Raw genomic sequence first — 12,521 nt, 5'->3', positions numbered from 1 at the left:
TCGGCCGCTTATTGCGGCTCTTGCGCGTCGATCCGGCAATGGAGGGTGCCGAGCGGCCCGAAATCCATCTCCACTTCCTGCCCCGGCCGCACCGGATGTACACCGGTGACAGCGCCTGTCGATACCCACCAGCCCGACTGGATGGCAATTCCCCGCGAGGCAAGATTTTCGAGGAGGAAGCGGACAGACCCCAAGGCGCCGTGTGAGAAGGCTGATGCGGCACCGGTGCCGACCTCCGTACCGTCGATGCGGGTCGTCACACTTTGCTCCGCATAGGCGCCGCTGGTCCAGTCCGGCACCGCCGGACCGATCAGCAGGCCATTGTTATTGCCGAAGTCGGACACCGTCACCGCCGGTCCCATCGCGTTGATGCCGACGAAGGGTGAACTGGCAATCTCGACGCCGATATGCACAGCATCGACATGATCGGCTGCCTCCTCCAGCGTGAAGTGCGTCATTCCCGCTGGCGGTGTCTTGCCGATCCGGAAGAGAAATTCGGCTTCGATCGCGCCGAAGCCGTCGGCGAAGACCAATCCGCGGGTATGGGATTCGATCGCCGCGACCGTGCGGGCCAAGATCGGGCCGGCGAGGCGATCGCTGCCATATTGGTCGGAAAGCGGGGGCAGGATGCGTCCGACCTTCCAACCGGCCACCCTGTCTTCCACGCGGGCCAGCGCCGCATCCTGGATGGCATAGGCTTCTGTCAGCGTGTCAGGCACCGTGCCGGGATAATCCGCAAGGCCCTGTGCTGCCCTGCGTGCCGACAGAAAGCCTTTCGCGATGGCATCGGCCATGCTGCTGCTTGCGCTCACGCAATAATCCTTTCCTTGAACATGGCGGCTAGAGGTATAGGAAACCGGTGTCATTGACAAGCCATTGCCTGCAACGCCGCTGGCGCTGGCCGTCAACTGGGCTATAAGGCGGCATGGCCAAGCAGAAGCAGGATGAGGGGTCGACCCCCAAACTGACGATCAACGACATCGCGCGTATGTCCGGTGTATCCAAGAAAACCGTCAGTCGGGTGATCAACCGGTCACCGCTGCTCAACGGAGAAACGCGCGACAAGGTGGAGGCGATCATCCGGGAGACGGGTTATGTGCCCAACCCTCAGGCGCGGGCGCTGGCGCTGGGACGCAATTTCCTGATCGGGCTTATCTACGACAATCCCAATGCGCAAATGGTGTTGTCGATGCAGCGCGGCATATTGGAAGCGTTGCATGGGACGGAGTTCGAACTGGTGATCCGCCCCGTCGAGCGCGGGTCGAACCATGTCATGGACGATATTCGGGGCTTCGTGACACGTCAGCGCCTGTTCGGTGTCGTGGTCCTGCCGCCCATGTCGGAAAATGATGCGCTGGCACGGATGTTGGACGAGCAGGGTTGCCGCTATGTCCGCATGGGGTCGGCGATGCTGGACGATGCCGAACATATGGTCGCTTCCAATGATCGGGAGGCGGTGGCCGATGCCGTGCGGTATCTCATTGCCCAAGGGCATCGGCACATCGGCTTGATCGCCGGGCCGCACGGGTTCCGTTCCGCGCAGGAACGACGCGAAGGCTTCGAGCTGGCTTTGGCCGAGGCGGGCATCAGCCTGCCGCGTAGCCTTGTGGCGGATGGGCAATACACGTTCGAATCGGGCCTGTCCGCTTCGGAAAGCCTGTTCGACCTGACGCCCCGTCCCACGGCGATATTCGCCAGCAATGACGAAATGGCGGCCGGCGTTTTATATGCGGCGCGCCTGCGGGGCATCGCCGTGCCGGAGGAATTGTCGATCATCGGTTTCGATGACACGCCTGTCACGACCCGCGTCTGGCCGCCGCTGAGTACGGTTCGCTGGCCGATCGTGGCGATGGGACGCGCCGCTGCGTTGAAACTGATCGGCACTGCCATCGGTGAGGCAGGGGATGTCAAGGAGCCGTCCATGTTCAGTTCCACGCTGATCCGCCGCGGATCGGTTGCGCCGCCCGCCAACAATTGATAAAAGCACAGAAATGACACCGGTGTCTAATGCTATGCCGGGATCAAGGACGAGGAAGCAGCATGTTCGAGAAGACCTATCACGCGACGCATCCTGACATGATGGAGTGCGTGGACAATGAGAGCCTGCGGGACCGTTATCTGGTGGGGGGGATGTTCGAGGCGGGGCAGGTTGTCCTCAACTATTCGCACAATGAGCGGTTCGTGATCGGCGGCGCGGTGCCGGCCGGTGGCAGACTCAAGCTGCCCGACCAGACCGAACCGGCCTCGGCGGCGGGCCATCCCTTCCTGGAACGGCGTGAAGCGGGCATCGTCAATATCGGCGGCCCCGGCGCGATCATCGTCGACGGCACCCGCTACGAGATCGGCAACAAGGAATGCCTCTACGTCCCCATGGGCACGAAGGAGGTGATCTTCGAGGGCGCGGAGGCCCGCTTCTACATCGCCTCGCTGCCCGCGCACAAAGCCTGCCCGATCAGGAAGATCACGCTGGCCGAGGCGAACCCGCTGGAGCGCGGCGACCTCGCCAATTCCAACCACCGCACCATCTACCAGCTGGTGATCCCCGGCGTGTGCGAAAGCGCGCAACTGCTGCTGGGCCTGACGGTGCTGGAAACCGGCAGCGTATGGAACACCATGCCGCCGCATCTTCACGACCGTCGCAGCGAAATCTATCTCTATTTCGACTTGGCTGGCGGCGACCGCGTCTTCCATTATATGGGTGAACCGGACGCGATGCGCCACATCGTCATCGAGAATGAGGAAGCGGTCATCTCCCCGCCCTGGTCGGTGCATATGGGATCGGGCACCAAGAGCTATGCCTTCATCTGGGCGATGGGCGGCGAGAATCTCGACTATACCGACATGAACGTGCTGGACATCTGCCAGCTGCGCTAACCTGTTTGTCGTCATCCCCGCGCAGGCGGGGATGACGCGGGAGAGAATAGGATGACCACCCCCTTCGATTTGACCGGCAGGCGCGCGATCGTCACCGGCGCCAACACCGGCATCGGCCAGGCGATCGCGCTGTCGCTCGCAGCCGCCGGCGCCGACATCGCCGCCGTCGGTCGCACGCCCGCGCAGGATACCGTCGATCAGGTCCACGCGCTGGGCCGCAAGGCGGAGATCGTCTCCGCCGACCTTTCCAGCATCGAGCCGGTCCAGCGCGTCATCGACGAAACGCTGGAAAAGCTCGGCGGGCTCGACATCCTCGTCAACAATGCCGGCATCATCCGGAGAGCCGACAGCGTGGACTTCACCGAGGAAGACTGGGACGCGGTGATCGACACGAACCTGAAGACCAGCTTCTTCCTCTGCCAGGCGGCCGGTCGTCACATGATCGCGCAAGGCAGCGGCAAGATCGTCAACATCGCCTCGCTCCTGTCCTTCCAGGGCGGCATCCGCGTGCCGAGCTACACCGCGTCCAAGAGCGGGATCGCGGGCCTCACCAGGCTGCTGGCGAACGAGTGGGCGGCAAAGGGCGTCAACGTCAACGCCATCGCGCCGGGCTATATCGCCACCAACAACACCGCAGCGCTGCAGGCCGACGAGACCCGCAACCGCCAGATCCAGGAACGCATCCCCGCCGGCCGCTGGGGCGATCCCGGCGACATCGGCGGGGCCGCCGTGTTCCTCGCCTCCGCCGCCGCCAACTATATCCACGGCCATATCCTCGCCGTCGACGGCGGATGGCTCGCGCGCTGACAGGACTGTGTGCTGCCGGCGTTGACCGGAAGCGCTGATTGGCCGGAGGAGGGGCAAACCCTCCCGCACCCCACAGGAGAGGATCGATGCCCGCAATCGACAGGCGAACTATGATCGGCGCGGGGCTGGTCCTGGCGTCCTCGCCCGCTTGGGCAGAGAAGGGCGATCCTGTGGTTGCGACGCGGAACGGGCGCATCCAGGGAACGCGCGAAGGCGGGCTACAGGTGTTTCGCGGGGTACGCTACGGGCAGAACACTGCGTTCCACCGGTTTCGTGCGCCGGTCGCGCCAACACCCTGGCGGGGCATCGTGCCGGCTACCCGCTTCGCGCCCTCCTGTCCGCAAAAGGCGAAGCAGGACGCCACCAGCGAGGATTGCCAGTTCCTCAACATCTGGACGCCGGGGAGGGAGCCGGGCGCCCGGCGGCCAGTCCTGCTCTACATCCACGGTGGGGCCTATGCCAACGGCAGCGTGGTCGACCCGCTCAATGACGGACGACATCTGGCCGCCCGCGATGTGGTGGTGGTGACGGTCAACCATCGCCTCAATGCGCTGGGCTATCTCTATCTTGCGCGGCTCGACCCTCGCTTTGCCGACAGCGGCAATGCGGGGCAGTTGGACCTGATCCTGGCTCTGCGCTGGGTGCGGGACAATATCGCGGCCTTTGGAGGCGATCCGGCCAATGTGCTCGTCTTCGGCCAGTCTGGCGGCGGGGCGAAGATCGCCACGATGATGGCGATGCCCGCTGCCAAGGGGTTGTTCCATCGCGCCGTTACCATGAGCGGCCAGCAGGTGACGGCGAGCGGCCCGATCAATGCGTCCCGCCGTACCGCCGCCTATCTGGACAGGCTGGGCCTGTCACCCGGCAATCTCGAACCCCTGCTGACGCTGCCGGTCGAGCGGCTGATCGAGGGGCTTGGGGCGGAAGACCCGATCCTGGGCGGAGACGTCTATATGGGGCCAGTGCTCGACATGCGCTGGCTCGCCCGGCACCCTTTCTGGCCAGACGCCGCGCCGCAGGGCAATGCGATCCCGATGATGCTGGGCAACACATTGGATGAGACCCGGGCGTTCATTGATCCTGACGGGCCGCTGCTGCATGGGCTGGATTGGAGCAACCTTGCCGAGCGGATGGCGGGGGAATTGCGCGTGGACCTGTCGCCCGAATGGATTGTGTCACAATATCGAGCGCATTATCCCGACTGGTCGGCCGAGCGCATTTTCTATGCCGCGACCACGGCCGGGCGAAGCTGGCCGGGACAGGTGATCGAGGCCGAGGCGCGGGCGCGGGCAGAGGCGCCGACCTGGGTCTATCAAGTCGATTTCCAGTCGCCGACACAACCCAAGCGCGGTGCGCCGCATACCATGGACATAGCATTGGCCTTCGGCACGCTGGATGCGCCGGGCTCGTTTACCGGTACGGGCGCCGCAGCGCGGGCCGCGTCCATGGCGATGATGGCGCGCTTCCTGGCTTTTGCCCGGGACGGCGATCCCAACGGGCCGGGCATGGAGGCCTGGCCCCAATATCGGCTCGATCGGCGGACCACGATGCTCTTCGACGTCGAAAGTCGAATAGTAGAGAACCCGCGTGGGTGGGAGCGCGCATTATTCGCGCGCGTGCCCTATATCCAGCCGGGCAGTTGACAGGCGACAGTGCCTTCCTTTCGCACAAGTCCCGCATCTGCGGGGATGGCGAGCAAGATAAAAGCGCCGCCCACGCTCTGCCGCAAACGAACCGGTGGACAAGTCGTGGCGTGGCCTACTCCTTCACCGGATAGGCGATGATCAGCGCCAGCGGTTCCTGCCCGGTCTGCCTGATCCCGACCACCGCACCGTCATAGAGATATGCGGCCATGCCCGGCTTCAGCGCCCGGGTTTCCCCGTCGGAGGTGACGTCCCCGGTGCCAGAGAGGACATAATAGACCTCGTCATGGGCTATGGGATGGAGGCCGATCGCAGCGCCGATATGGAGGATGCGCTTGCGAAACTCCATGCGGCGCGGCTGGGGCACGGCATCGCTGATGCGATAGGCGGTGCTCATGCCGATCCGGCCGTGAGGCGTCTGCTCGTCGCGGCGGACGCTGTTCTCATCGATCACGGCCATCGGCGGCGCGCCCGACGCGGCAGCCGCAGCCATGAGGAGGGGCATCATGCTCATTTCCGATCTCCTGCCTGTTCTCCCTGCCGCATCATCTTGTCGCGATCGGACAGATGCTCGGCGATTTTCTCCGACTTCTGGCCAGGATAGCGGCCCGACTTCGGCTCCATCGTGTCGAGATCCCAATCGGCCTCGACAAAGGGCGCGCGGGTCTGCGCCATCTTGGGATAGCCGCCCACTTGCCGTTCATCGTCGATAATCTCGCCGCGTCCCTCGGCCACGAAGAAGAGGACGCGCAGATCGTCGGCGTCGCGATCCCAGGGGCGGGCGCCGACGTGGGCAAGGACATGGGTTTCAACTTCGCGCACCGGCAGAACCTGTGTGCCGGGCCACCAGACCGGCGGGGCGGGCAGTTGGTTGAGCCTGGCACGGGTTTCGCCATAACGACCGAACATCGGGAGCGGCTGGCCGAACCTGTCCACGGCGATATTATCCTTGCCGTGATAATCGAGGTCGCCGTCGCCGCCCAGCGTCAGGAACGGGAGGCCCTGGGCAGTCGATACGCCGCCGCGCATGACATTGCCCACGGCCGAGATCTTGCCGGTCTGGTAGGGATGCTCGCCCCATTCGAGTGCCATCAGGTTGTAATGGAGCGCCCGTTCGCCGGGATCATAGAGGATATTGTTGACCAGTTCCACCTGACCGCCGCCCTTGACCAGCGGGTTGCGTTCGACATTATGCGCGTAGAGATTGCGGTAGATGAGAATTTCGCTGGCGTTGTCGTGGATCAGCGTACCCTTGCTATGCTCGCCCTTGGGGTGGCTGGCGTTGGCCAGCCCTTCTGCTGCGATATTATAGGAGAAGGTGATGGCGTGGCTGGTATTCTGCCGCCACTCCTCCGGTGTCCTGCCCTCGAAACGGGGACCGGAGGCCGACATATTCTCGTCGATCGCCCAAGTGAAACTGCAATGGTCGATGATCACATTATGGGCGCCCACAGTCGAGAGCGAGTCCGCTTCCCAGCCGCTCAGTTTCGGCTGGCCATCGACGCCGGTGCGGACGCGGATATGGCGAACGACGACATCATGGGTTGCAATGTCGATCCCGGTCTTGATGAGCGTGATGCCGGGCGAGGGCGCGGTCTGGCCAGCGATGGTGACATGGGGTTCGCTGATCTTCAACGTCTGGCGCCCCATGTCGATGACACCGGCCACCTCGAACACGATGATGCGTGGTCCCTTCGCCTCGATCGCTGCCTTGAAGCTGCCGGGCCCGTCGGGGGCGAGGCTGGTGACGCGGATGATGCGCCCGCCGCGTCCGCCGGGCGTCGTTGCCGCCCAGCCGACAGCGCCGGGGAAGGCGATGGGGGAGGAATCCTGCCGAGCGGAAGCGGCGGTAGCCGATGGGACGGCCATGACCAGCATCGCGGTCAGCAGGGGCAGGCGGAACAGCCTTGGGGACCGGGCGACATTGGCAAGCAAGGCCATATCCGGCAACAGGGGATGCGCCATCAGTTTCATTCTCCTCTCGTCCGCAATCTTGGCATCCCGCTTCGGCCGTTGCAACCTTTTCTGACACCGGTGTCTGACTAAGCCATTCATCAGATCTTGAACGCCCCAGATGACTGGGCGCTGGTAGATGATGAGGGCAGGCAATCCCTGCTCTTGCTCCCGGCGCGGTCTCGCCACTCCCCATTCTCATTACAGACCGCCCGCCCGACATTGGATTATCGATCAATGATACAGGCCGGGATCCGACTGTGTGCGACCATCGCTTCGGCAAGAGGCGTCACCGGCCCGCACCGCCCATCATGGATGCCGATCAACGAACACGGCGGTGCAACCGAGACGCCTCAACCAAGGCGTTCACGATTGTGGTTAAAAGCGCGGAGCGGGCGGCCATAGCACCGCCTTCGCAAAGCCTGCCTCAAAATAATTCCATTTATCTCAGATGCCTACATGCCGTTCCGATCTGGTTCGGTATCATGAATGCGGCAGCATATTGACAGGCTTTTGTGTTGGGCGCATTTATGACACCGGTTTCCGCGATGTGCTGACGACCAGCTATAGCTGGCGGCGCGCGGGCTGGGGGAGGTTGCGGCCATAGTGAGGCGCACTCCTCCCGGCCGGGGATAGCCCGGAAACCCGCCTGCGCCTGATCGCAGGGTGGAGATTTGGGAAGGGAGTGGATGAACGTGCAGATTCAGCAGGACAAATTTGCGGCGCGGCGCTGGTTGGCGGGGGCATCCTTCGCCGCGATGGTCATGACCCTTTCGAGCGGCGCCCTGGCCCAGGATGCGGCTGCCCCGCAGCCACAGGACGTGGCGGAGGGCGAGGTCGCCGACATTGTCGTCACCGGTTTCCGGCAGTCGCTGGGTGCGGCTATCAATCTCAAGCGCCAGACAGTCGGGTCGGTCGATGCGATCGTGGCCGAGGATATCGCCAAATTCCCCGATCAGAATCTGGCGGAGTCGTTGCAGCGCATTCCCGGCATCTCGATTCAACGCGACGGTGGCGAGGGGCGGGCCATCACAGTACGCGGCCTGGGTGCGCAATTCACCCGCGTCCGTGTCAATGGATTGGAAACGGTCGCAACTTCGACCGATGGCGCCAGCTCGAACCGCGATCGTGCATTCGATTTCAATGTCTTCGCATCCGAACTGTTCAGTTCGCTGGTGGTCCACAAGACCGCCGAAGCCTCGCTGGACGAAGGCTCGCTGGGCGCTGTCGTGGACCTTAACACCGGCAATCCTCTGGCCGGTAAGGACGGTTTCACGTTCGTCGGATCGGCGACAGGCTCCTATAATGACCTCAGTAAGAAATGGGGGCCACGCCTTGCGGGCCTGCTGTCCTGGAAGTCGCAGGACGGACAATGGGGCGTGTCGCTGTCGGGTGCCTATTCCAAGCTCGACACGCTCCAGATGGGCAATAACACGGTGCGCTGGTCGCAGGCGCGGTTCGACAGCGTCGATGGCACCCGCTGTTTCACCACGCAGAACAGCGGCGGCGCCTATGTGCCGAGCGCGGCCTGCAACGACGCGGCGCTCGCCTTCCACCCGCGCATTCCGCGCTACGGCGAGATCGCGCAGGAACGTGAACGCATCGGTGTGACCGGATCGATCCAGTGGGCGCCTTCGGATGCCACAAAGATTTCGATCGACGGGCTATTCTCGCGCTTCCGCGAGACGCGCGAGGAGAAATGGGGCGAGGTCCTGCTGCGCTCCAACGAGCGCTCGATCGACGTGGTGGACCCGGTTTATGACAGCAACAACAATATGGTGTCGGCGACGCTGAACGACGCCTGGGTCCGGACCGAACATTATCTGCGCAAGTCGCAGACCAAATTCTACCAGTTGGGCGCGACCTGGGACCAGGATGTGAGCGACAGCTTCCGCTTCACCCTGCTGGGCGGCTTTTCCAAGTCGGATGCGTCGATCCCGGTGGAGACAACCCTGGTGTTCGATGATCGCGACGCGCAGGGCTATAGCTACGACTACAGCAACATGCGTCGCCCGGTGCTGACCTTCGGCACCAGCGTCACCGATCCCGCCAATTTCCAGCTGGCGGAGATCCGTGATCGGCCGTCCTCGACCGTCAACAAATTCCGCACCGCGCAGCTGCGCACCGAATGGGACGTGACCGACGGCTTCACGGTTAAGGCGGGGGCGGTTTATCGCCGCTTCTCGTTCGACACCGAAGGTTTCACCCGCGACACGGTGGTGTGCGGCAATGGTGGTGTCGACCGGGTGCTAGGCACCGTGAACTGCTCGCCGAGCAGCCTCTTCGGCCCGACTGCCGTTTATGGCTTGCCGGTCACCTCGCAACTCGCCGAGTTGTTTACCCTGAAGGGCGCGGGCGCTCCGGCGGGGACGACCACCCAGTGGCTGATCCCCAATCTGGCGACAGGGACGGACTATACCAATCTTTATGAGCGGGCGCTGACTGTGGACGCGGGCAACACCCGCGGCGTGGTGGAAAAGACCAAGGGCGGCTACATCCAGTTCGATGCCAAGGGCGACATTTTCGGGCTTGAATATGCGGCAAATGCCGGCATCCGCTACGTCAGGACCGAGCAGAGTTCGACGGGCCTCAACAATGGCCAGCTGGTCGGCGTATCCCGATCCTATGAGGATTGGTTGCCGGCGGTGAACGTTGCGCTGTTCCCCCACCGCGACATCATCATCCGCGCATCGGTTGCAGACGTGATGACCCGTCCGTCGCTCGGCAACCTTACGCCGGGCGGGTCGGTCGACGGCTTCAACTATCGCGTCAGCTTCGGCAACCCCTTCCTCGATCCTTTCCGTGCGACTGCCTATGATCTGGCGATCGAATGGTATTTCGCGCCCCAGTCGGTATTCTCGGTCGCGGCCTTCAAGAAGGATGTGCAGAGCTTCCCGATCAGCCAGACGATCACCGGGACATTCGCATCGACCGGCCTGCCGCTGTCTGTCATCCCGCCCAGTTCGCCAGCGGCGATCCAGCCCGAGCGGGCGGAAGGCTGGGCGATCAGCACGATCGTCAACGGCACTGGCGCGAGCCTCAAAGGCATAGAGTTGGCGGTCCAGGCACCCTTCACCTTCCTGCCCGGTTTCCTGTCGCGCTTCGGCGGTATCCTGAATGCCACCTTCGTGGATTCGAGTGCGGACTATACTGTCTCGGGTCCGGCAATCGTGCCGGGTGGCGGCAATGTCGCGGCGGTGCGCAACGCGACCCTGTTCGGACTCTCGAAGAGGGCGTTCAACGGTACGCTCTATTATGAGGATGCGAAATTCTCGGCACGCGTTTCCGCCAGCTATCGCAGCAAATATATCGACCAGAACAGCGGAACCGGCAATGTGTTCGAAGGCTATAACAGCACGATCAACGTCGACGCATCTGTCCGGTACAAGCTGACCGACTGGATCGAATTGTCGCTGGAAGGCATCAACCTGACCGACGACTATCGCGACCGCTACACCGACCAGGACGCCAATCGCAATTATGAGCAGCTGCATTTCGGCCGCACCATCCAGCTGGGTGCACGGTTCAAGCTGTAACTGCTCGGCCGGGCCGCCTCTGCACGGGCGGTCCGGCATTTTCCATTCAGGAGAGATCATGACCATCAGCCGCCGCGATGCGATGACCGGAGCCTTGGCGGGCAGCGCCCTTGCGCTGGGGCATAGCAGAACGGTGATGGCGTCGCCCGGACCTTCATCACGCCTTGCGGTCGAGTGGAAACGCGGACCGGACAATCAGCGTATCGCCGACCTTGGCGACGGGCGTTTCCTCAATCCCCTGATTTCCGGCGACCGGCCTGATCCCGCCATCCTGAAGGACGGCGCGGATTATTACATGACCTTCTCCACCTTCGATTCCTATCCCGGCATCACCATCTGGCACAGCCGCGACCTCATCAACTGGCAACCGCGCAAGGCCGCGTTGACAAAGAATATCGGGTCGGTCTGGGCTGTCAGCCTGGAAAAGCATGAGGGTCGCTATTTCCTATACATTCCGGTGAAGGCGAGTCCGAACAGCATCTTCGTCATTCATGCCGATAGCATCGACGGACCCTGGAGCGACCCGATCGACCTGAAACTGCCCGCGCATATCGATCCATGCCATGCGGTGGGCGAGGATGGCAGCCGCTGGCTGTTCCTGTCCGGCGGTGACCGCATCCGCCTGTCCGATGACGGGCTGTCGACCGTGGGCGAAGTCGAGCATGTCTATGATCCCTGGCGTTATCCCGACACGTGGGATGTGGAAGGATTTTCGCCCGAGGGCCCGAAGATCCACCGGCATGGTGACTGGTTCTACATGCTGACGGCGGTGGGCGGCACCGCTGGGCCGCCGACAGGACATATGGTGATCGCGGCTCGGTCACGCTCCATCCACGGACCTTGGGAACAGCATCCCGGCAATCCGCTGGTGCGGACCGAGCGGCTGGACGAACGCTGGTGGTCGCGCGGTCATGCCAGCCTGGTCGAGGCGCCGGACGGGAGTTGGTGGGCGCTCTATCACGGCTACGAAAATGGTCTCTGGACGCTGGGGCGGCAGACACTGCTCGATCCCGTCGAATGGACTTCGGACGGCTGGTTCCGCATGACCGGTGGCGACCTGTCGCAGCCGCTGCCCAAGCCCCGCGGCGGGCAAGCCTTACCCCATGGGATGGCGCTGTCGGACGATTTCCACGACCTGAAGCTGGGCGCGAAGTGGAATTTCTTTCGCCCGGGCCCGGACGAAGCAAGCCGGGCGCGGGCGGAGAAGGGCGCGCTGGTGCTCAAGGGACGGGGCACCGCACCGGTCGATTCCTCCCCGCTGCTATTGATCGCGGGTGACCCAGCCTATGAATTCCAGTGCGATATCGAGATCGCGCCGGGCGGAACGGCGGGGTTGCTGCTCTTCTACGACGACAAGCTCTATTGCGGCCTGGGCTTCGACCAGACGCGCTTCGTCACCCATCAATATGGGATGGAGAGAGGACGGCCCGCCAACCCCCATGGTCGCCGGCTGACCATGAAGGTCATAAACCATCACCATATCATTTCCTATCATCTGAGCGGGGACGGCGGGCGGACCTGGCGCCGGTTCGACCGGGGGATGGAAGTGTCGGGCTATCATCATAATGTCCGCGGCGGTTTCCTGATGCTGCGGCCGGGTCTCTATGCTGCCGGGACCGGCGAGGCACGCTTCCGCGATTTCCGCTTTCGCGCGCTGTGACGAATGGCTGGTTGCGGCGGAGAACCAGTGGCATGGTAGCGAAAGCCG

At 63.5% G+C, this 12,521-nt stretch carries 10 protein-coding genes; 6 read left to right on the top strand and 4 right to left on the bottom strand.

The window, feature by feature from the left end; genetic code table 11:
* Positions 1-8: 8 nt before the first annotated feature.
* The gene (locus K3M67_RS17075) at positions 9-794 is read right to left on the bottom strand and encodes a 2-keto-4-pentenoate hydratase (protein WP_285833714.1); all 786 of its coding nucleotides are present in this window, start codon (positions 792-794) and stop codon (positions 9-11) included.
* 131 nt (positions 795-925) lie between these two features.
* Here K3M67_RS17075 and K3M67_RS17070 point away from each other — a divergent pair, with 131 nt between their 5' ends.
* From K3M67_RS17070 to K3M67_RS17055, 4 genes are all read left to right on the top strand, one after another.
* Positions 926-1,978 carry a LacI family DNA-binding transcriptional regulator gene (locus K3M67_RS17070; protein ID WP_066863107.1) on the top strand — a complete coding sequence of 351 codons (1,053 nt, stop codon included), beginning with the start codon at positions 926-928 and terminating at the stop codon, positions 1,976-1,978.
* A gap of 62 nt (positions 1,979-2,040) precedes the next feature.
* Positions 2,041-2,874: a 5-dehydro-4-deoxy-D-glucuronate isomerase gene (kduI, locus tag K3M67_RS17065; RefSeq protein WP_285833542.1), complete on the top strand. Its 834-nt coding sequence runs from the start codon at positions 2,041-2,043 to the stop codon at positions 2,872-2,874.
* A gap of 51 nt (positions 2,875-2,925) precedes the next feature.
* Positions 2,926-3,681 (top strand): 2-dehydro-3-deoxy-D-gluconate 5-dehydrogenase KduD, encoded by a 756-nt coding sequence (gene kduD / locus K3M67_RS17060; RefSeq protein ID WP_285833541.1) that lies wholly within the window; start codon positions 2,926-2,928, stop codon positions 3,679-3,681.
* An 86-nt stretch (positions 3,682-3,767) separates the two neighbouring features.
* The gene (locus K3M67_RS17055; protein WP_285833540.1) at positions 3,768-5,324 is read left to right on the top strand and encodes a carboxylesterase/lipase family protein; all 1,557 of its coding nucleotides are present in this window, start codon (positions 3,768-3,770) and stop codon (positions 5,322-5,324) included.
* Here the strand turns inward: K3M67_RS17055 and K3M67_RS21960 are convergent.
* From K3M67_RS21960 to K3M67_RS17045, 3 genes are read right to left on the bottom strand one after another with little or no spacing between them, the layout of a single operon-like run.
* Positions 5,286-5,426, bottom strand: a complete 141-nt coding sequence (locus tag K3M67_RS21960; RefSeq protein ID WP_084439050.1) for a hypothetical protein — start codon at positions 5,424-5,426, stop codon at positions 5,286-5,288. The genes K3M67_RS17055 and K3M67_RS21960 overlap by 39 nt on opposite strands.
* Positions 5,427-5,439: 13 nt before the next feature.
* On the bottom strand, positions 5,440-5,838 hold the full coding sequence (locus K3M67_RS17050) for a cupin domain-containing protein (RefSeq protein ID WP_066859027.1): 399 nt from the start codon (positions 5,836-5,838) through the stop codon (positions 5,440-5,442).
* The gene (locus K3M67_RS17045) at positions 5,835-7,202 is read right to left on the bottom strand and encodes a pectate lyase family protein (protein WP_502958933.1); all 1,368 of its coding nucleotides are present in this window, start codon (positions 7,200-7,202) and stop codon (positions 5,835-5,837) included. The genes K3M67_RS17050 and K3M67_RS17045 overlap by 4 nt, the downstream gene beginning before the upstream one ends.
* A gap of 833 nt (positions 7,203-8,035) precedes the next feature.
* Between K3M67_RS17045 and K3M67_RS17040 the strand changes: the two genes are divergently transcribed.
* Positions 8,036-10,813 carry a TonB-dependent receptor gene (locus K3M67_RS17040; protein WP_502958932.1) on the top strand — a complete coding sequence of 926 codons (2,778 nt, stop codon included), beginning with the start codon at positions 8,036-8,038 and terminating at the stop codon, positions 10,811-10,813.
* 58 nt (positions 10,814-10,871) lie between these two features.
* A complete protein-coding gene (locus K3M67_RS17035; protein WP_285833538.1) occupies positions 10,872-12,473 on the top strand; it encodes a family 43 glycosylhydrolase in 1,602 nt (533 codons plus the stop codon).
* Positions 12,474-12,521: the final 48 nt, after the last annotated feature.

Source organism: Sphingobium sp. V4, from assembly GCF_029590555.1.
Lineage (GTDB): Bacteria > Pseudomonadota > Alphaproteobacteria > Sphingomonadales > Sphingomonadaceae > Sphingobium.
This window is presented reverse-complemented; position numbering and strand designations above follow the sequence as displayed.